At 60.0% G+C, this 21272-nt stretch carries 15 protein-coding genes; 1 reads left to right on the top strand and 14 read right to left on the bottom strand.

The window, feature by feature from the left end; translation table 11 throughout:
• Positions 1 to 11: 11 nt before the first annotated feature.
• From tatA to HMPREF2845_RS05090, 9 genes are all read right to left on the bottom strand, one after another.
• Positions 12 to 257 (bottom strand): Sec-independent protein translocase subunit TatA, encoded by a 246-nt coding sequence (tatA, locus tag HMPREF2845_RS05135; RefSeq protein WP_005506024.1) that lies wholly within the window; start codon positions 255 to 257, stop codon positions 12 to 14.
• A gap of 437 nt (positions 258 to 694) precedes the next feature.
• Positions 695 to 2959, bottom strand: coding sequence for a WYL domain-containing transcriptional regulator (locus HMPREF2845_RS05125; protein ID WP_070634058.1), 2265 nt, complete (start codon positions 2957 to 2959; stop codon positions 695 to 697).
• A 238-nt stretch (positions 2960 to 3197) separates the two neighbouring features.
• On the bottom strand, positions 3198 to 3593 hold the full coding sequence (locus tag HMPREF2845_RS05120; protein ID WP_005508667.1) for an FKBP-type peptidyl-prolyl cis-trans isomerase: 396 nt from the start codon (positions 3591 to 3593) through the stop codon (positions 3198 to 3200).
• 95 nt (positions 3594 to 3688) lie between these two features.
• Positions 3689 to 4732 carry an FKBP-type peptidyl-prolyl cis-trans isomerase gene (locus HMPREF2845_RS05115; RefSeq protein ID WP_070634057.1) on the bottom strand — a complete coding sequence of 348 codons (1044 nt, stop codon included), beginning with the start codon at positions 4730 to 4732 and terminating at the stop codon, positions 3689 to 3691.
• 220 nt (positions 4733 to 4952) lie between these two features.
• Positions 4953 to 6425, bottom strand: coding sequence for a Pup--protein ligase (gene pafA, locus HMPREF2845_RS05110; protein WP_070634056.1), 1473 nt, complete (start codon positions 6423 to 6425; stop codon positions 4953 to 4955).
• A 29-nt stretch (positions 6426 to 6454) separates the two neighbouring features.
• Positions 6455 to 6649, bottom strand: coding sequence for a ubiquitin-like protein Pup (locus tag HMPREF2845_RS05105; protein ID WP_005506016.1), 195 nt, complete (start codon positions 6647 to 6649; stop codon positions 6455 to 6457).
• Positions 6650 to 6839: 190 nt separating this feature from the next.
• A complete protein-coding gene (gene dop, locus HMPREF2845_RS05100; protein ID WP_070634055.1) occupies positions 6840 to 8651 on the bottom strand; it encodes a depupylase/deamidase Dop in 1812 nt (603 codons plus the stop codon).
• 114 nt (positions 8652 to 8765) lie between these two features.
• Positions 8766 to 10592: a proteasome ATPase gene (gene arc, locus HMPREF2845_RS05095; protein WP_070634054.1), complete on the bottom strand. Its 1827-nt coding sequence runs from the start codon at positions 10590 to 10592 to the stop codon at positions 8766 to 8768.
• 144 nt (positions 10593 to 10736) lie between these two features.
• Entirely contained in the window at positions 10737 to 11834 is a 1098-nt protein-coding gene (locus HMPREF2845_RS05090) for a tRNA (adenine-N1)-methyltransferase (protein WP_070506280.1), read from the bottom strand.
• 273 nt (positions 11835 to 12107) lie between these two features.
• Between HMPREF2845_RS05090 and HMPREF2845_RS05085 the strand changes: the two genes are divergently transcribed.
• The gene (locus tag HMPREF2845_RS05085; protein ID WP_070634053.1) at positions 12108 to 15482 is read left to right on the top strand and encodes a type ISP restriction/modification enzyme; all 3375 of its coding nucleotides are present in this window, start codon (positions 12108 to 12110) and stop codon (positions 15480 to 15482) included.
• A 135-nt stretch (positions 15483 to 15617) separates the two neighbouring features.
• Here HMPREF2845_RS05085 and HMPREF2845_RS09460 read toward each other — a convergent pair whose 3' ends face one another.
• From HMPREF2845_RS09460 to leuA, 5 genes are all read right to left on the bottom strand, one after another.
• The gene (locus tag HMPREF2845_RS09460) at positions 15618 to 15740 is read right to left on the bottom strand and encodes a hypothetical protein (RefSeq protein ID WP_012903526.1); all 123 of its coding nucleotides are present in this window, start codon (positions 15738 to 15740) and stop codon (positions 15618 to 15620) included.
• Position 15741: 1 nt separating this feature from the next.
• A complete protein-coding gene (mshC, locus tag HMPREF2845_RS05080) occupies positions 15742 to 17058 on the bottom strand; it encodes a cysteine--1-D-myo-inosityl 2-amino-2-deoxy-alpha-D-glucopyranoside ligase (RefSeq protein WP_070634052.1) in 1317 nt (438 codons plus the stop codon).
• A 158-nt stretch (positions 17059 to 17216) separates the two neighbouring features.
• Complete coding sequence (locus HMPREF2845_RS05075) at positions 17217 to 18065, bottom strand: undecaprenyl-diphosphate phosphatase (RefSeq protein ID WP_044150432.1); 849 nt, start codon at positions 18063 to 18065, stop codon at positions 17217 to 17219.
• A gap of 244 nt (positions 18066 to 18309) precedes the next feature.
• Entirely contained in the window at positions 18310 to 19212 is a 903-nt protein-coding gene (locus HMPREF2845_RS05070; RefSeq protein ID WP_070634051.1) for a hypothetical protein, read from the bottom strand.
• Between the two features lie 185 nt (positions 19213 to 19397).
• Complete coding sequence (gene leuA / locus HMPREF2845_RS05065) at positions 19398 to 21146, bottom strand: 2-isopropylmalate synthase (protein WP_070634050.1); 1749 nt, start codon at positions 21144 to 21146, stop codon at positions 19398 to 19400.
• Between the last annotated feature and the right edge of the window lie 126 nt (positions 21147 to 21272).

The following is a 21272-nucleotide window of genomic DNA, read 5'->3' as shown; positions in this document are numbered from 1 at the left end:
GGGCGGGACCGTTACTTGGTTTCGGTCTTGCCGTCCTTGCCGTTGTCTACGACCTCAGCGGTGACGACCTCTTCGCCGTCCTTCTCGCGGGGGTCCTTCTTAGAGTCGTTCTTCAGACCCTCAACTTCGGTCTTGAAGATGCGCATGGACTGGCCGAGGCTGCGTGCCATGCCGGGCAGCTTGGGTGCGCCGAAGAGCAGGACGATGAGGAGGATAACGACGATGATGGTCGCGGGGTGGCTGAAAATCTGGCCCATGGTGGTGTGCCTTTCTGTTAGAGCAGGTCTCCGATGTTTTGAGGTTGGCCGAGTCGATCTCGTCGGGAGACCCGTCGCTTGATCCGCTCAGACCTGCGTGTCTGCTTACCTTGTTCGTAGTTATTGTATGCCTCGGTGATGGGTGTGAATACCCCGAGGGTGGTGTCTCGCGGGAGTTTTCGGCTTGCGTTCGCTTGCGCTGCGTCGAATTGTCCCTCGATTGACTCGACCCAGGTTACGGTTTCGTCAAGGAGTGTGAAACCGCGAGTGAGTGCTTTGTAGGTGAACCATGCCAAATAGAGGAGCGAGCAGATGATGAGCGCGCCCCATAGCAAAATCCAGAACCACCAAGACATGAGCACCATTATACAAGTTTTAGGTTAATGTTTTGGCGCCTTAGATGGGTTTTTAGGGTGTTTTTGCTTGTGGGTGAAGTTCTATTTTTCTGCGGGCACACCTGCGGGCACACCCCTGCGGCTACTCGCTTTGAGGGTTTGCAACTGGTCAAGCAGCGCCGCGCGCAGGTGCGCAGGGCCGACCAGTTCGAGGGCACCTCGGTGCGCGATGACGGTGTCGAGGATGTTCTTATCGCCAGCGCCGTGGGCATTGTTGTAGTAGTGGATGCGCACGTACTGGGTGCGTGAAGCCTTCTTCACGTGGTGGGTGCTTCGACGCATGTACGTTGCGGTGAGAGTATCGAGCGGTTCACCGCTGGGAATGTGCTCGGTCGGGTGAATCCGCAACTCAGCGAAGGGGTTGGTCTGAGTGCTGTGCTGCTGCGCGTGCCAGTTCGGCACGGTGTCACCGGTGACCGGGTGGGTACGGCCCGCGCCCGCCTCCTGAATGTGGTTGATGCGGGTGAGGCGGAAGTTACGCCAGAAGTTGGGTTCCTTCTCCCCCGCCTTGCTGTCGGCAGTCTCGCTGTTGGCAGTCTCGCCGGTGGCTGTGTGAGCAAAAGCCTCGGGTACATACTCGGGTACCTCTTCACCGCGTGCCGCATAGTAGCGTTCCTCAGCGGTACGGCACCACGCATGCAGGTACATGTGGTCGCGGTGCAACACCAACGCATACGGGTCCACCAGGCGATCCGCGGCGCGCTCAGAGGTACCGTACCCAATGGTCACGGCGTTGCCGCTACTCAGGGCGGCAGTCGCCTCCTGCAGCAGGGGCTCCTCCGGGGCGAAGCACAGGTGCTGCGCATAGACGGGCGCGTTCGGGTACGCGGCGGCGAGCGCCGCTCGGATACTGCCCAGACGCGCATCCGCCGGGTGCAGAATATCTGCGGCAGAGAGGGTGAAGACGAGAATGGCGAGCTCAGTGTCCGTGAGGCGCGCGTAGTTCAGCAGCGTGTTCGGGGTGGCGCCGCCAAAATCCGGCAGCAGGTTAATGTAGGTGGGCTTGAGGGCGTCCGGGTCCTTGGGGTCAGAATCGAAGGGAACGGTATCTACCTGCGCGAAAATCTCGGCAATAGTTTTGCCGAGGGCACGGTTCTTCTCGGTGTCCACGCTGTAGAGGGCGTTGAGCTGATTCAACGGCATGGGCGCCTCATCGTGGGCGCTCGCCCAGCGGTCGGCACGGTGCAGACCCAGGAGCAGGTCAACAAGGTCGTCGAGGGAGTTGTTGCGGTTGCGCTGGTTGATATCCGCCCAGGTGCCGGGGTCTTCAACTGCGCCGCTGTGCAGGTCGGTGAGGGTGCGCAATAGCTGCTGCTGGGCGGCGTAGCTGTCACGCTGGCGGGTAGAGGCAGCCTCCGATTCCTCGGGCGGCTCGATCACACAGCTGTAGCTGGTCGCCGCCACAGCGCTATCAATCGTGCCGTACGAGGGCACGGTGAAGGGCTCCGACAGCGTAGAATCGGCGCTGACCTCGGCAACAATCAGGCTCTCTTCGTAGCCCTTAATGTCTTCAAGCCAGTTCTTGGCTTTAAACGTCGCATTGATGGGGGTCGAATCGATACGTGAAAGCATCGTGAGCTTCTGAATACGGCTGGCACGGAACGTGTACTCCTTACGCTCCGCGCTCTCGGTGTAGTAGCCGACAAAATACCAGGTGCCGTAACGGTAACCGATACCGGCAACACTGACCTTCTCCTGCACGCGGGTTGCACCGGCAGCCGTCTGATAGGTGAACGTGACCGTCTTACGCTCCGCATAGGCGGTGAACAGCTCATTCAGGTGCGGGTTATCGCTAAAGTAAATACGCTGAAGAGGCTCGCGGTAGGTGTACAGGTTCTTCGCGCGCTGACGCTTGCCGGTCTTCGGCTCCAGGATCTTCGCGGCGGCGAGCGCCTCATCGGTGAGGTTCTCGCTGGTCAGCGCAATCTTACGCAGGATGCGGTAGGCGTCATCCTGCAGTTCGGTGCCTTCCCAGCCGCGCAGGATGGTGTTGATGAGGCGGAACTCCTCAGCGGTGGGGTTCCATGCGGGTAGCTTAGCTGCGTCGCTGGGTTCGAGGCGGTAGCGCTCCCCCAGGTCAGTGGTCACGTGGGTGATGCGCGCGCCGGCATCACGCAGGGTCTGCTTGGCTCGTTCAAAGGCGCGTTCCTGGGCCTCGCTGAGGGAGCCGTTAGCGCGCGTGCTAATACCGAGCAGGGTCAGTAGCTCGTTGCGGCTGATGCCCTGGGTTCGGGTTGCGGCATCGGGTGCCTCGGCGGCGGTGGAGAGGCGGTGAAGAGTCATGTAAAGCTGGGCTGCGGTGGACATGATTCCATCATACCGTGTGTGTTCCGCGGCACTTACTTGCGTGTGGGGTGGCTGCGAGAAGAATGCGCGGGTATAAAATTTCGCGGACGCGCCGATAGCCCAGTACAAAAAAGCCCAGTACAAAAACTTGATACACAAAAGCCCGGCGCCCCTCCCACAATTGGGAGAAAGCACCGGGCTGCGCGTCTCTGCGCGTCTTACGTGAGAAGCGCGAAAAACGCGAGAACCTTGCTAATCCTTAGCGGACGTCCAGCAGGTCCACCACGAAAATCAGGGACTCGCCGGGCTTAATGACCGAACCAGCGCCGCGGTCACCGTACGCCATGTCGGCGGGAATCTCCAGGCGACGACGGCCGCCGACCTTCATGCCGAGCAGACCCTCATCCCAACCGCGGATAACCTGGCCAACGCCCACCTGGAACGGCAGCGGCTCGCCACGGTTCCAGGACGCGTCAAACTCTTCACCGGTGGAGAATGCCACACCAACGTAGTGGGTGAGCACGCGGGAGCCGGGAACAACCTCAGCGCCTGCACCCTCGATCAGGTCGGTGATGACCAGCTCGGTGGGGGCGTCGCCCTCGGGGAAATCGATTTCGGGCTTTTCGCGGTCGAGGTTACGCTGACCGAAAGACATGGGTGTCTCCTTTGATTGGTTCGAAATACATCGAAATAGTGGGTGCGCCCGCCGCCTACGTCATATAAGCGGCGAGCGCGAAATAAAAATGTGGGCTACTGCGCGGTAGCCGAAGCGGTAGCCGCCGGGGTTGCGGTTGCCGAGGCGCTCGCCTCCGCAGCGGCCGCGCTAGAAGCCGCCTGAGCACGCTGCAGGGTCTGCGGGTTCTCCTCCGCGCCCAGAATATCAACAACGAACACCAGAGTGCCCGAAGGCTTGGAACCGCCGGTGTCGTTACCGTACGCCAAATCCGCCGGGATGACTAGCTCAACGCGGGAGCCGACCTTCTTGCCCTTCAGACCCTGAGTCCAGCCCTTGATAACGCCCTGCAGGGAGAGGCCCATCGGGGTGGAAGCGTCATAGTTGCCGTCGAAGACCTTACCGTCGGAGTACTGCACGCCAATGTAACGCACGTACACGGTATCGGTTTCCTTGACCTCGGCGCCCTCGCCCTCAATGAGGTTCTTCGAGACGAGCTCAGTGTATTCCTGCTTGGTGTCGGGCAGCTTAATATCAGCCTTGCCGGTGGACTCATCCAGAGTGAAGGACGGCAGCGACGGGTCAGCCTCAACAGCCTTACCGGTTGCGTACTTGGGCAGCTTCGTCTTCACGGTGTACACCTCAACGTTAGTTGCGGCACCGGGCGAAGCGGTCGTAGTGGTCACGCCCGCGGTGCTACGCTGCTGCAGAACGTTGGTGGTGTACGAGAAAGAACCGCCAACCTTAATCTTCTTCAGGGTTTCGTACACCTGCGGTGCAGCCTGCTTCAGCTGATCGTTAATCGGCAGCAGAATCGGCTCGCTGGAGTAAGTGGAACCGTTAAGCTTGCCGTCGGTGCCGTTGAACACGGCAGCCTCAACGAGCACGTAGTCACCATCGTTGATGGAGTCGCCGTTGCCTTCCTCAATCACGTATGCGGAGGGGCTAGAAGCGGCGAAGGGAGTCGCGAAGGACGCCTCAGGCGCAGCGGTCGCGTTCTTCAAGGTGTACTGCACCTTGGACAAATCGCCATTGCTGGACTGCGCGCCACATGCGGACAGTGCGAGCGCGAGAGCTGCCGCGCTGGCACCGAAAATAGTGAGCTTAGAGCGTTTGGTCATAGTGTTATCCTCTGGGGTTTTCTGTGAGAGTGGGGCGTGTGAGTGCCCGTGTGCCACAGAACAGTTTACAGGTATAGGTTTAGCTGTTTTATGCTACGGCACGTAGCTGTGTTCAGGCTGTGTCGCGGCGCGGGGTGCGCCGAGAAACTTTGGGGTGCGAACTTTGGGCGGGAACACGCTGTGCCGTAACGGTGGTGATCTGATGTTTTAGCAGGGTCGTTTAGCAGGGCGGCGGGAATGCCGCCTCCTGATGCTGACGCGCCTTAGACGCCAGCAGGCTCAGCACGTCCTCCAGCTCCTCGCTGCCGGTAGCAAACGGGTCCTTACACACCAGCGTGTGCTGCGGGTAGGCGTTGAGCTTTAAATGCACCCAATCCACGGTGAACTGCCCCCCCGCCGCAACCGCCGCATTAATGAAACGCGAACGCTGCAGAGCGCGAGTGTTCGGCGGCTGAGTCTTCGCCGCCTCCGCGGCACCCTCAGGCAGGATGCGCTTGACCGCACCGCGACGAACCAGCGCGTGGAAGACGCTACGCTCCGGGTCGATGTCGTGGTACGCCAAATCCAGCTGACGGATGCGGGCGCTCGCATAATCGGCAGGCTGACCAGCCGCGCGGGCACGGGCAATATACGCATCCAGAAGCTTCTTCTTAATCGCCCAGTCAATCTCAGTGTCAATGCTGCTGTAGTCGCCGGACTCGATAGCGTCCAGGGTGCGCTGCCACAGGTCCAGGGCGTATTCCACGTGGTGGTGGTGCGCGCCGTACTGCTGCACGTACTGGCGTGCCGCATCCAGGTAGTGACGCTGAACGCTCAACGCCGTGTAGTGCTTACCGTCGGTGGTTTCGAAGGTTGCGGTGCCGGTCAGGTCGTGGCTGATAGCGCGCAGAGCCGCCGGAACAGACACAATATCCAGGCTGGTGACCGGGAAGCGGTCTTCCAGCATGCGTAGCACCAGGTCGGTGCTGGCAATCTTCAGCAGGGTCGTCGGCTCCGCCATGTTCGAATCGCCATTAATGACGTGCATGCGACGGAACTTCGAAGCGTCCGCGTGCGGCTCATCGCGGGTGTTAATGAGCGGGCGAGCGCGCGAAGTTGAGGTGGACGCCGCCTCCCAAATATGGTCGGCACGCTGCGAGAACGAATACGAAGGCACACCCGTGCTGGACGCCGGGTCGGTCGAACCGGGCACCGGGCCGCCGTTCGGGTGGGTCTTACCGGCACCGACCAGAATCTGGCGGGTCACCAGGAACGGCACGAGCTGGGCAATCAGGTCGTTGAACTGCAGTTTGCGGCTGATCAGGTAGTTCTCGTGGCTGCCGTAGGAGTTGCCCGCCGAATCCACATTGTTCTTGAACAGGTACAGTTCACCGTCGAGAGGGCGGCCCTCCGAGCCTGCGAGCAGGCGCTTGCGGGCGGTACGCGCCAGATCAGCGAAAAGCAGCTCACCGGCGCGTTCCTGCGCGAGCAGTTCGTCAATGCTGCCGCATTCGGCGGAGGCGTACTCGGGGTGCGAACCCACGTCAAGGTAGAGCCTACCGCCGTTGGGCAGGAAGACGTTCGTTGAACGCCACTGATCCAGGACGGGCTTGAAAAGGGCGGCGGCGGACTCTTCGATGCTCAGCCGACCGAGCCCGTGCGGGACGTAGCTGAGCCCGAATTCGCTTTCAATGCCGAAAATACGGTGTTCCATGATGCTGACCCGGCGCGCAGGTGCGCCGGTTACTCGCCGCCCTTCTGGACGAAGCCGGTGACGAAATCTTCAGCGTTCTCAGCGAGCAGGCCGTCAATTTCGTCGAGCAGGTCGTCGACCTCGCTCACGTCAGAGACAACGTGGGAGGCGGCGAGGGTCAGTTCCTGCTCCTGCTCGGCTGCGGTGGTTTCGGTCTGCTGTGCGCTGATGCGTTCGCGGCTCATGGTTCTCTCCTCAAGGGGTTTTCGGTTGTGGACAAATAAGTTTTTAGTGGGGTTGGGTGCGGGGTATAAGGGTTTTGGTACCCGGACCTTACTGCACCCCGCCTGTGGGTTATGTGGTTTTTACTCTTCTGAATGGGGGTATTCGCCCCGGGGAAGAATGTGAGTTTATGTGGGTTTAGGGGGTGTGCTGCTAGCGCAGGCGGTTCAGCAACGCATCCGAATGGTTTACCTCATCCAGCAGCGGCTCCACCTGGGCGGCACCGTAGCGGGTCGGCTCCATCATCGTAAAACGAGTCAGATCCTTCGAATACCTGCCGCGGCACGAGACCGTATCCCAGTTAATACCCAGAATCTCCTCCGGCCAGCGGGACATCAGCGTGCCACGTAAAAACGCGCGCGTCTCACGCGGCGGCTCGGTCGTCGCACGCTCAATCTGCTCCGCAGAGAACAGCGTGCGCATACGGCCACGCGCCACCAGACGGTGATACAGGCTCTTCGACGGGTCAATATCAGCGTACTGCAAATCCAAAGCCTTCAACTTCGGATTCGCATAATCTACGCCCTGAGCGACATAACCGCGCACCAGCGCATACTTCGCCACCCAATCCAGACGATCCGCCAGCGAGAGCGGGTTGGTTTCCAGGGCATCCAGAACCTCACCCCACAGGTTGAGGATCTGCGCGGTCGCAGCATCCACACCCGCCGGGTTCGACTCCTCGTGCGCACGGGAGGCCTCATAGTAGGCGCGCTGAATCTGCAGGGCGCTCGCCGAACCACTCGTGGACACCGGGTTCGGCAGGGTCGCCGAAGACGGCGCCAGCGGCAGCTGAACCGACAGCGACAAATCGTGGCTGACCGCGTGCATCGCCGCCACCGGATCAGACAGACGCACACCCGGCAACACGGGGTGCTGCTCGCTGTGCGACTCAATCAGGTTCATCACCAGCGCCGCCGTACCAAACTTCAACAGGTTCGAATAGTGCGACATGTTCGCATCCGCCGGAATCACGTGCAGGCGGCGGTACTTCGACTCATCCGCATGCGGCTCATCGCGCGTATTCACAATCGGACGGCGAATCGTGGTCTCCAGACCAATCGTGCGCTCAAAGAAATCAGCGCGCGAACTAATCTGAAAACCCGGAACCTCACCGTGCGTACCAATACCCACACGGCCCGCACCCGTAAAAATAGCGCGGGTCGCAAAGAACGGCAGGAGCGCATCCGCAACCTGCTCAAACGGAACATCACGGCTAATCAGGTAGTTTTCGTGAGCGCCGTACGACTGGCCCTTCGAATCGGTGTTGTTCTTGTACAGCTTCACCTGCGGCAAATCCTGCCCGTGGTTGCCCAGCTCCACCAGCGACTCGTACGCCAGCGCGTCACCGGCAGCGTCATAGAGCACCGCGTCGGCGGGGGTCAGAACCTCCGGCGACGAATACTCCGGATGCGCATGATCCACATACAGGCGCGCACCATTGGGCAGAATCGCGTTCATGGTCACGCGGTCCCAATCCAGACGCTCCGGGAAACCACCGCGGCCGTGCACACCGGCGAGCGCATCCAGCGCGCTACGCGGCTCGGCGGGTTCACCCGGTGCCTGAACCCCCGCCTCACGCATGATCTCCAGGGCGATATCTTCGCTGGTCAGCTCGGTGCGGGTGTGCGTCATCTGGCTCGAGTGGGCGGTGGATGCGTCCTGAACCTGACCGAACGCATCACGCAGCGGCGATTCGGACTCACCCAGCCACTGACCCTCGGGGGTTGCGGTCGAGTAGTTCTCTGCCTGGCGTGCCTGCTCGGCGGTCAGCTCATCCGCCAGGGCGCGGCGCTGCAGCTCCTCGCGGAAGGCGGCGCCGCGGCGGAACGCCAACTTGGCGTAGGTGTTGACCACCAGTGCGGACAGCACGGTCGGGTTGGTGCCCGGCGCGGAGGGGGCGATGACGCCGTACTCGGTTTCGGCACCCATAATGCGGTGCACGCCGTAGCTGGGGGTGGAGTTCATGGGGTTCTCCTGAAAAATCTATACCATCCAAAGGCTTTGGACCTGCGGTAATGCTGGGTTGATGCGGGATAAGCGCGGGCTGTGGGCTGAGCGCACGGTTGAGTGGGCGCGGGTTTAGCGCGGCGGCTCCACCGACACCAGGCGGCCACGCACACCGGCAACGGTAAGCGCATCCTCAATATCGGGCAGCGGCGGCAAGTCCACCTGATCCTCAAACTCGGCGCGTACCGCCTCCAGCAGGTGGCGGGTACCAATACCAACGCTCGAGGCGTCCGCACCGGCGGTCAGCGCCTGCAGCTGCTCCTTAATCGCGGCCTTCTTCGCGCGGTCCACAATATTGCGAATCACCGCGCCCGACGCGAAATCGCCGCGGTACAGCGTGTGAGTGGACAGGTTCGCGCTCGCACCAGAACCAACGACCATGGAAGAATCCACAGTCGCCACAGCGTACGCCGTGGAGGGGGTGCGCGCGTACAGCTGACCTGCCGCCGCCGCAATCATCGCGGTCAGGGCGGCGCGGGTCGAACCGGCGGCAGCCACCTCCGCCGCGTCCAGGGGCAGGTCCTCGGTCAGGTACAGGCCGAAAATCTCAGCCGCACCGGCGGCGTCCGGGCGGTTAATGCGGATTTTCAGGTCGAGTCGGCCCGGGCGCATCACGGCGGCATCAATCAGGTCTTCACGGTTGGTCGCGCCAATAACGATGACGTTCTGCAGCGACTCCACACCGTCAATTTCAGCAAGCAGCTGCGGCACGATGGTCGTCTCAATATCGGAGGAACGACCCGAACCGCGCATACGGAACAGCGACTCCATCTCGTCGAAGAACACGACGACCGGGTGGCCCGCCTCCGCCTTCTCACGGGCGGCAACGAAAATATCGCGAATCTGACGTTCGGTCTCACCAACGAACTTATCCAGCAGCTCGGGGCCCTTAATGTTCAAGAAGTAGCCGCGAGTAGCCGAACCCGGGTTCAGCGCAGCCGCACGAGCCGCCAGGGAGTTCGCCACAGCCTTAGCAATCATGGTCTTACCGTTACCGGGAGGACCGTACAGCAGAATGCCCTTGGGCGGCGCCAGATGGTAGCGCTCAAAAATCTCGGGGTGCAGGTACGGCAGCTCCACCGCGTCGCGAATCTGCTCGATCTGCGCGCCCAGGCCACCAATCTGCTCGTAGGTGACGTCCGGGATCTCTTCCAGAACCAGCTCCTGCGAGCGGGAGGCGGGAACCTGCGAGGTCAGCATGCGGGTGCGCGTGTCAAGGGTGACCGCGTCACCGGTGCGCAGCTGCTCAATGTCGAGGGAACCAGCCACGCGCGCCACCTGCTGAGCACCCGAGGACGTATCAACCAGCACGCGCTGCTCATCCAGCACCTCACGCACGGTCACCACGTCACCGAAGGGTTCGGTGTCCAGGGCGAGTACCGCCTCCGTCTTGTCGTTGAGCAGCACGGTCATGCCGGGGGTCAGTGTGGACAGGTCAATGAGCGGGGACACGGGAATACGCATCATGCGGCCGCTCATCTGAACATCAAGGTAGGTGTCAATTTCGGCGGGGGTCTTATCGTCCGCAACCTGCTCGTAGGTCATGGTCTGACCCTCATGCACCGCCAACACAATCGCCGAATTCAGCGGCGGCATAACATTCTGCGACAGGGACGCGCGCAGACGCTCCACCTGGTAGCGCATGCTGGTGATTGCCTCAACGAGCTTGCGGTTCTTCTCCCCCGCACCACGAATCTGTCGGCTCATATTGTCGCGGGTTGCCTCCGCCGCGGAGAGTCGACGCAGCACGGCGTCATACTCCTGCGCGCTGACGGGCTGACTGCCGGGCAGGGAGGTCGACCCGAAAGCAGCCGAGTAGTGCGGTGCCGCGCTGGCTGCACTGTGGGCGGTGCCGTACTGGGGGGTTCCTGCCTGATCTGCAGATTCGTGGGTGGACACGGTAGCTCCTTTAGCTGTTCGTCCTAATCGGCGGCTACTCGGTGCGGGTACTGGGTGGGTATCGGGCACAGTGAGTAGCCTGGTGAGTGCACTGCGGGGGCTCCAGGCAACGCCCGTGCCCCCGCAGGTCAAAGATGGTTCAAATTATTCAGCAGACTCAGTCGCCTCAGCTGCTGCGCCGTTGTTCTGCTCAGACTCCATGGCGTTTTGCGCGGTACCGTTCTGTTCCAGCGCAATCTCGTTCGCGCGTGCGGCGTGAGCGGCAAGGTTCTTCGCATCGCGGGCTGCGCGGCGAATCTTTTTGTCGGTCACCTCACGCTCACCCACGTTCATGGGAATCCACGCGTTCATATCCTCTTCAGAGAAGTCAGTCTTGGATGCGCGACGCTTCGGCGCCAGGCGTACCGCACCGTCAGCGAGGCGACGAGCCACGACCAGGAACGCGGTGTGCGCCACCATGCGGTGGTCGGGGCGGACCGCCAGGCCCTCCACATGCCAGCCGCGCACAATGGTTTCGTCGCATTCGGGTTCGGTGAAGCGGCCATCCAAGCGCATGCCCTCAACCAGGCGGGACATCTGGGTCACGGTCGCAACGTAGCAGATGAGCACGCCGCCGGGTGCGAGCGCCTCCGCTACAGCGTCCAGGCATTCCCAGGGTGCGAGCATGTCGAGTACGACGCGGTCGACGCTGCCGGGCTCTTCGACCTGCGGCAGGGTGTCCTGCAGGTCGCCGATGCTCAGCTTCCACGCCGGGTGCGGGCCACCGAACATGGTTTCAATGTTGCCGCGGGCGACGTCTGCGAACTCTTCACGACGTTCGAAGGAGTGCACGCAACCGTAGTCGCCGACTGCACGCAGCAGCGCGATGGACAGTGCACCGGAGCCAACGCCGGCCTCGACGACGCGTGCGCCGGGGAAGATGTCTGCCTTGACGATGATCTGGGCGGCGTCCTTGGGGTAGACGACGGCTGCACCGCGCGGCATGGAGAGCACGAAGTCCTTGTAGAGGGGGCGCAGCGCCTGGTAGAGGATGCCGTGAGTGTTGGGGATGACGGTGCCTTCGGGTGCGCCGATGAGGTCGTCATGCTTGAGGAAGCCCTTGTGGGAGTGGTATTCGCCGCCTTCGGCGAGGGTGATGGTGGTGATGCGGCCGCGTTCGTCAGTGATTTGGACGCGCTCGCCGGGGCGGAAGGGGCCGCGGCGGTTGATTGCGCCGGTGGGGGTGGGGGTGCCGCTGCTCACGGGGTGATTCTCCTCGGGTTTGGGTCAGTCTGTGCTGTTCGCGCTTTGCGGCGAACTGCGGACGGAAAAAGTCCTTTTCTATTTTAGCGGAGTCTGCAAATCGGCTGTGGCGCATTACCCCGCGGGCGTGATAATGCGGGGCACCGATGGAGCGATGACCGTTGAGCAATGAGGGCTACTTATTTTTGGTTAGACTTGAGGGGAGCTCGCAGAAATCCTCTGCGGGCAGAAACACCTTAGTGCCCACGAATTATGGGCAAAGGAAAGAGTATTGTGACTGATTTCAACTCACTGATTGCCGAGTTCGGCAGGCAGGTGCGGGAGAATCTGCGCGTTGGGGAAGGCGAACCGGAGGCTCAGCTGACGAACCCGGTTGCTACCCTTTTGCAGGACTTTGGCGCTTTGCATTCGATGAAGGTTGTGACCGTCCGTGAAACCTCGCTGAAAACAGCGGGGGGGGGTCTAATTTCTGAGGGCCTGGTGCGCCCTGATTACGCCATCACGGTCGATGGTGTTTTAACCGGTTACGTGGAGCTGAAGGCTCCGGGTAAGAACATTGACCCCGCTTCTTTTAGTAAGAAGAGCCACGAGTATAGGCAGTGGCAGCGTCTGCGGAACCTTCCAAACCTTTTGTACACCAATGGCACCGAGTGGCGTCTATACCGTTATGGCGAACCGGTGCTGACGAGCACCGGGTACGACGCAGTGCATATGCATGGTTCTTTCAGCGGCCATGGCACGCTGAGCGCACCGGATGCTCTCGCGACGTTTTTCCTGAACTTTTTGCGTTGGGTTCCCGCTCCGATTAAGAGTGCTGGACAGTTGGTGGAAACTCTCGCTCCCCTTGCTGCTTTGCTACGTGAAGAGATGCTTTTGGGCCTTGCTGCGCAGGAAAAGACCTATAAAGCGGATCAAGCGAAAGCTAAGAAGAAGGGTGAAGAGGATTTTGTGATTCCTCCCCCGCTGGTGGGTCTGCGTAAGGATTGGCGCGATACTCTCGCCCCGAGTACCAGTAATGAAGAGTTTGCCGATAGCTTTGCACAGACGGTTGTGTTTTCGCTGGTGGTTGCCCTCTCAGAGGGTCACGACCTAAGTCTTGAGACATTCTCGACCATGGCGAGTCGTTTGCGTTCCCAACACGGTCTGCTGGGTAATGCGCTGGGTCTGCTGACCGAGCACCTGGATGAGAAGAGCTCCCTGTATAACGCTCTCGCCGTGATTGTGCGTGTCATGGGTGCCGCTTCCTGGGCTGATATTTCTGGCGGCAAGTCGGATGTGTATCTGCACCTCTACGAGCACTTCCTGAAGGTCTATAACCCGGCGCAGCGTAAGAAGACTGGTAGTTACTACACCCCGGTTGAAGTGGTGAATCAGATGGTGCGCCTGGTGGATGACGCTCTGCGCACCTACCTGGGCAAGGAGCACGGTCTGGCGAGTGAGGGTGTGTCCGTGATTGACCCGGCGATGGGTACCGGCACCTATCCGCTGTCGGTTATGCATAAAGTGGCAAGTGCGGAAAGCCTCTCTCCTGCTGCGCGCACTCGTGCTCTGAATCGTCTGGCGAAGAACCTGTACGGCTTTGAGCTGCAGTCGGGTCCTTTCTCCGTGGCTGAGCTTCGCCTGAACCAGACCCTTAAGGAGCTGGGTGCTGACGTTCCGGAGGACGGTCTGAATCTCTATGTGGCGGATACTCTGAGCGACCCCTACGCTAAGCAGAAGCCGGTGAACGGTAATACTCTGCGTCTGCTTTCTCAGTTGTCGAATAAGGCAACTAGGGTAAAGCGTGAGGTGCCTATTCAGGTATGCATTGGTAATCCGCCGTATAAAGTTAAAGCGGAGAAAATGGGCGGTTGGGTCAATTCAGGACCTCGTTCCAAAGACGACTCCTCCTCCATTATGGAAGACTTCCATGCTCCTGGTATGGGTGGATATGAGTATGTGCTGAAGAACCTGTACGTCTACTTTTGGCGTTGGGCTTTCTGGAAGGTCTTCGAAGATTCTTTCCGTGCTTTTGAGAGCCAGTCAGATAGCTCCAAACGTGCAGGTGTTGTCTGTTTTATTACCGCATCTGGATATCTGAAGGGTCCGGGATTCGCGGGGATGCGTGAGTATATTCGTCGTTCGTCCAGCCGTGGATGGATTATTAATGTGACCCCTGAAGGTATGCAACCTCCAGCGAAGAATGCTATTTTCGCTATCGAGACCCCTGTATCTATCGCGATGTTCCTGCGTGAAGAAGATACCGATGAGGAAACCCCTGCGGATATCCGCTATGTAGCTCTGCACGGTACCTTTGCGGAGAAAATACAGGCTCTTGCTGCCCTCGAACTGGATAGCGCAGAGTTTGAACCGGTGCGTTCCGGCTGGGGTGATAAGTTCGCTCCCGAAGCGGGTGGCGACTGGGACAGTTACCCGGCATTGCCTGATTTCTACCTAGACCATTTTCCTGGGATTAATCCTTCTAGGTCGTGGGTATATGATCCTTCCCCATCCATTTTGGAAGAACGCTGGGCTGAGCTGATTGAGGGCAATGATTTGCAGGTACGTGCCGAGCGTTTCAAAGAAACACGCGACACAACTATTTCAAAGGGAAAGAAGCCCCTTCCCGGCACCGACACGTTCCAGGGGAGCCGTGAAAGCCTGAACGATCAGATTGCTCGTGAAGTCATTCCGGACGCGCCGGCTATTGTACCGGTAGGGTTCCGCTCCTTTGACCGTCAGTATGTAATGGCGGATTCTCGTCTAATCCACATGCCTTCCCCCCAGCTGTGGGAATATCGTGTCCCTGAGCAGATTTTTATTGTGGAACAGCACGCACACTACCCCAAAGCAGGTCCAGGGTTGTTCTTTAACACCCTCATTCCCGATAAACACTCATTTAAGGGAAGTGAGGGTGGACGAGCTCACCCGACGCTGAATACTGGTGGTACGCCAAACCTCACTGGATCTGCCGCGCAGATGCTACGTGAGCGTTTCGGCGATAACGCCCCCGGCGACCTCGTCTACTACCTAGCGGCACTCACCGGACCCCCCGGCTACGTGCGCCCCTTTGACAAGCCGCTCCAGCATGCGGGTATTCGCGTGCCCCTCACTGCGGACCCGGAGCTCTGGGAACGTGCCGTTCAGCTCGGTAAGCAGGTTGTGTGGCTACACACCTACGGTGAGCGCGGTGAGCCGCTACCGGGTATGAAATACCTGCACCAGCTTCCCGAAGGTGCAGACTACACCCTGCCTACCCCGACGGTAGACATGGGTAGGACGATGCCGGAGAAGAAGCCCAGCTTCTCCCCCGACCCGGTCAATAGCCTCTCTGAGGAAGAGAACAACCCCGTAATGGGCACCGTCTCCTTCGGTGAGGCTCGCTGCGAGAACGTGGAAAAGCGCGTCTTTGATTACACCGTCGGTGGTAATCGGGTACTAGGTATGTGGGCTAAGTACCGCCTCAAGGATCCGGAAACAAAGTGGAGTTCCTCGCTCAACGACATTGTTCAGCGAGAATGGCCGCTTGCCTGGAGCGAAGAGTATGAGCGTCTGCTCTACACTCTTACGCACCTGGTGCATCTGGAACCTGCTCAGGAGAAGCTCCTTGATGAGGTTCTTGCCGGTGAACAGATTTTCCGTGAGGAATTTGTAGACACCGAAGACTAGCCGCTCAGGACTAGTTGCTGAAGAGTAACACCAGTTATTGGGTTCTACAACCGGTTAAACGCAAGGGGGTGGGTGACCCTGGAGTATTCCAGGATCACCCACCCCCTTGTTGGGCTTATATTGCTCTCAGAAGCCCTACGCTTCCTTCTGCGCCTCGTACGTGCGAACCTCAGCTAACATCTCTGCGGCGAGCGCATCGACCGCCTCACGGTCGTACGGGCGAAGAGCATACAGCTCCTCAATGACAGACGCAGCCATCTTAGAGGACCACGCCCAGGCGTGCCGCCAGGATGTCACGCACCAGCGCGCCACCGCCGACGGTAGTGTCCGCCAGAGCCTTCACAGCCCACGCATCCACAGCCGCCAACGCCGCCGGAGCGTTCAGGTCCTCACCGAGCGCCTCACGCACAGCGGCCAGCAGCTCAACAGCCGCCTCATCGGTGACACCTTCGGAACCCTCACGGCCCTCAGCCACCGACACCGCATGACGGTACGTATCCAGGCGAGCCTTCGCGTGCTCCAGGAGCTCATCAGTCCAGAACCAATCCGAACGGTAATGCTGACCCATAATCGCCAGACGCACCGCGTTCGCATCCTCACCGGCCGCACGCAGACGCGAAACCAGCACCAGGTTACCGCGGGACTTGCTCATCTTGTGGCCATCCAAACCGACCATGCCGGTGTGCGCGTAATGCTTAGCGTGCGGGCGTGCAGACACAGCCCACGAATGGCCCGCGCCCAAATCATGGTGCGGGAACGTCAAGTCGTTACCGCCAGCCTGAACGGTCAGCGAACCATCCACAAAACGGCGGGCAATCATCGTGCACTCGATGTGCCAGCCCGGGCGGCCCGCGCCCAGCTCGCCGGCATCCCAGCTCGGCTCGCCCTCACGCTCAATACGCCACAGCAGCGGATCCAGTGCGTCACGCTTACCGGCACGGTTCGGGTCGCCGCCGCGCTCAGCGAAAATCTCCAGCATCTCATCACGGCTCAAGTGGCAGACCTCGCCCGGCGCCCACGAGTAGCCCTCAGCGTTCGCGGGCAGCTCACGCACAGCCTTCAGATCCAGGTACACGTCACCGTCAGGATGCACCACACCCTGCTCATCCGTGAAACCTGGCACGCGGTACGCCAGGCCGCGGCGCAGCAAATCCTCAATCAGCGGGAACAGCCACTCAATGGACTCCACCACACCCACATAGTGCGCCGGCGGAATCACGTTCAGCGCCTTCATATCGGTGCGGAACAGCTCCGTCTGATCCTCAGCCAGCTCACGCCAATCAACGTTCGTCGCGGTCGCACGCTCAAGCAGCGGGTCGTCCACATCGGTCACGTTCTGCACGTACGTCACCGGCACGCCCGCATCCAGCCAGGCGCGGTGCAGCAAGTCAAAAGCAACATAGGTGGAGGCGTGACCCATATGCGTCGCGTCGTATGGGGTGATACCGCAAACGTACAGGCTCGCCGCCTTATCCTCCTGAACCTGAACAATCTCACCGGCAGAAGTATCAAAAATGCGCGGCAGCGCAGCCTGACCGGGCAGAGTCACAGAGGCGGGGGCATCCCAAGCTCGCATGGGTTTCCTTTCCGTAAAAACGCCCACAACCGGTGGACGCGCCACACCCGCCGCCCAACCTCAAGGCATGCGGGTGCCAAAAAATCTACTCCAATAAGAATACCCGCCCGTGAGAAACTCACGGACGGGTATGTCATATCACGCTGAGGGCTAAAGCCTTAGAACGCCGAAGAAGTAGCGTTCAGAACGCCAGTGCCCAGACCAACGAAAATCAGGATACCGAGCGCAATACGGTACCAGATGAAAATGCCGTAGGACTTCGACGACACGTACTTCAGGAACCAGCCAATCATCAGGTAGCCCACTACAAACGCGACCAGAGTAGCCACGATAGTCGACGGGATACCGTAGAAGCCGGTAGCCTCCTCGCCGGTGACCACCTTGAAGGTCTTGTACAGACCGGACATGAACACGGCGGGCATGGCCAGCAGGAACGAGTAACGCGCCGCAGCCTCACGGGTGTAACCCATGAACAGACCCGCAGTAATCGTACCGCCCGAACGAGAAACACCCGGGATCAGTGCCAGCGCCTGTGCGCAACCGTACAGCAGGCCGTGACGGAAAGTCAGGTCCTTCAGCTCACGCTGCTCGCGGCCGAAACGGTCCGCAAGACCCAGGAACACCGCAAAGACAATCAGCATAGTCGCCACAATCCACAGGCTACGGAACTGGGTGTCAATGTAGTCTTCCAACAGCAGACCCAGAACACCGATAGGCAGAGAGCCAATAATAATCAGCCAACCCATGCGGGCATCCGGGTCATTGCGCGGTACGCGGCCGGTAAGAGCGCCAAACCACGCCTTCACAATGCGCACAATATCGCGCCAGAAAAAAATCAAGACCGCGGTCTCAGTACCCAGCTGGGTGATTGCGGTAAACGCGGCGCCCGGGTCAGCCTTCTCCGGCAGAATCTGGCCAACAATGTTCAGATGCGCCGATGACGAAATCGGCAGAAATTCGGTCAGGCCCTGAACAAAGCCCAAAATAATTGCTTGAATCCATTCCACGCATTCAAGGATACAGGAGGCGCACCCGCCCGGGGCGGTTCGCCGAAGGTGATGTGGAACCTCCGCAAACCGCCCCGTCCACACTGTGAAACGCTCAGGGTGCCGTTTCAGGAGGTACACCGCGGTGCATCCGGGGCTTATCCACGGTTCACCCACGGTTCAAGGAGGCCGCGCAAACACTTCAAATGCGCGCTCTCCGGCGCGTCGAAGGTGCGTCAGCGGCGCGTTCTCCGGCGCAAGCGTACTAGCCGCACGACCAGTCGAAAACACCAGTCTCAAAATCAAAAACAGCGCTACCGCACCCAAAATTCAGCACATCAAACTCATCGAACTCAATATAACGAGCCGTCAGACCCTTCGGAAGAGCCTGCGCATAAAAATGAGTGCCACCCAGGTGAGTACCCACCGCAATCAGCGGCTTCGCCCACTCAAACCACGCCGAATCCTCCGCATCCCAATCGAAAGGACTCAAATAACCAGTCTGCGGGTCAACATTCTCAAACACATCACTGGGGACCTTACCGGCGTTCGGGTCATCCGTCGGAACCCACCCCACCAGAGCAGGCTTACGAGCCAGCGGCTGCTGCTGATCCGCCAAAGCCCAGGCGCTGAAGCTCTCCTCTTCACCACGATGCTCACCGGGCCGGCGCACATCCTGCGGCGGCTCCGTACGGGACGAGAACTCCTCCTCACTCAGGTACAGCACCGCAAACTCGGCATCCAAAATATCGCGCAACAACAACTGGTACGGATGCACCCGCGCCTGCGTATACTGCACTTCAAACGGGTCATCACTAGCAGCATTAGCAACACCCTCAGTCGCCTCATCCTCAGCGAACTGGCCATCACCGGCGAAGAAAGAGAACGCCACAACGCCCGGATACTTCTGCGCATCCGGCAGGTACTCCCCCGGCAACCTCACCGTAAAAATATGCTGCATCGGCAAACCAGTAAACGTACTGCGCGGCCACTGATCCTGCTCAATACCGGGACCGGTCGAACCCACCCAGCCGGCCTCCCACGCCTCGGTGGAACCTGCAGGTAGAGCAGTATCATCACCACCGCTCAGCTCATAATTCCAGGAACGGACAGAAGAATCGGTGCCCGCCGCATCAACGGGGCTAAACACCATCGCGTAGCTTTTCATGAGAGTTCCTCTCTGCAGATTATTCCCCCCACAGCACGCCGATGCACACAACACCTGCGCACATTAAACGACTAAGGGCGGGATACATACTCCCAGTATGCATCCCGCCCCCACATCATGCACGGTTAACGGTCATCAGCCAGCGGTCACCCGCAAACCTTGCACAAAGCATGTACGGCTATCGCCTACGCCTGACGCTCATCACGCAGCGCACGGTTCACAGCCGAAATCATCGCCTTCAAAGCCGCACGAGTCGTCGAGCTGTCCACACCAATACCCCACAGCACGCGAGAACCAACAGCAGCCTCAACGTAGCAGGCAGCGTTAGCAGTCGACGAAGACGACATAGTGTGCTCCGAATAATCCATCACGCGAATATCCACGCCCTCGCCCGAGAGGATGTTCTGCAGAGCATCCACCGGGCCGGTACCCGAAGCAGTACGAGTGTAAGTGTGACCATCAATGTTCAGGCCAACACGCAGAGTCGTCGCACCGGTATCAGCCGAATCAATGTTAATCGACTCAATACGGTACTTACCCCAACGCTTCTCCGGATCGGTAGCGGGCAGGTACTCATCCGCGAAGATGTTCCACAGCTTCTCGCTGGTCATCTCGCCGCCCTCAGCGTCGGTACGAGCCTGAACAATCTTCGAGAACTCCACCTGCGCACGACGCGGCAGATCCAGGCCGTGATCCTGCTTCAGCAGGTACGCCATGCCACCCTTACCGGACTGCGAGTTCACACGAATAATCGCCTCGTAGGTACGGCCCAGGTCGCGCGGATCAATCGGCAGGTACGGAACCTCCCAGTAGACCTCATCCACGGTCTTACCCGCCTCAGCAGCAGTACGCTCCAGAGCCTCAAAGCCCTTCTTAATAGCGTCCTGGTGAGAACCAGAGAACGCGGTGAACACCAGGTCGCCACCGTACGGCGAACGCTCGTGCACCTTCAACTGGTTGCAGTACTCAACAGTCTTACGGATACCGTCAATATCAGAGAAATCAATCTGCGGATCAATACCCTGGGTGTACATGTTCAGACCCAAGGTCACCAGGTCAACGTTACCGGTGCGCTCGCCATTACCGAAGAGGCAGCCCTCAATACGGTCAGCGCCCGCCAGGTAACCCAGCTCAGCAGCAGCCACGCCGGTACCACGGTCATTGTGCGGGTGCAGCGACAGCACAATGTGCTCGCGGTGGTTCAGATGGCGGTCCATCCACTCGACCGAATCGGCGTACACGTTCGGGGTAGCCATCTCAACGGTAGCGGGCAGGTTCACAATCAACTCGCGGCCGTTCTGGCCAACCTCCAGCTCCTCAGCCACAGCGTTCACCACGCGAGCCGCGTACTCAAGCTCGGTGCCGGTGAAGGACTCGGGCGAGTACTCATAGATGACCTTAGTATCAGAGATCATCTGCTCTTCGTACTTGCGGCACAGGCGCGCACCCTGCAGGGCGATGTCCAGCACGCCCTCCTGGTCCTGCTGGAACACCACGCGGCGCTGCAGCACGGAAGTCGAGTTGTAGAAGTGCACAATCGCCTGCGGTGCGCCCTCAATCGCCTCAAAAGTACGGGCAATCAGGTGCTCACGCGCCTGCACCAGAACCTGAATGGTCACATCCGAAGGAATGTGGCCGTCCTCAATCAGGGTGCGCACAAAATCAAAGTCAGTCTGCGACGCCGAAGGGAAACCCACCTCAATTTCCTTGTAACCCATCTTCACCAGCAGCTTGAACATCGCAAGCTTACGGTCGGTGTCCATGGGGTCAATCAGCGCCTGGTTGCCGTCACGCAGATCCACTGCGCACCAGCGCGGAGCCTTCTCAATGACCTTATCCGGCCAGGTGCGGTCCGGCAGGTCAACAACAATCTGTTCGTGGAAAGGGCGGTACTTGTGTACCGGCATGGGGCTGGGCTTCTGGTGGTTTTTCATGATGAATTCCTGTGGGTTGGTCCGTCTCGCTCTACCCCAGTTCCGGGGCTCGTACCTGCCGGGATATCGGTCCCCCGGCTGCCGTGTTCAAGGCGGTGCATCGTAAAGGATGCGAAGGTGAGATGC

It is taken from the genome of Rothia sp. HMSC065B04, assembly GCF_001812285.1.
Taxonomy (GTDB): Bacteria; Actinomycetota; Actinomycetes; order Actinomycetales; family Micrococcaceae; genus Rothia; species Rothia mucilaginosa.
This window is presented reverse-complemented; position numbering and strand designations above follow the sequence as displayed.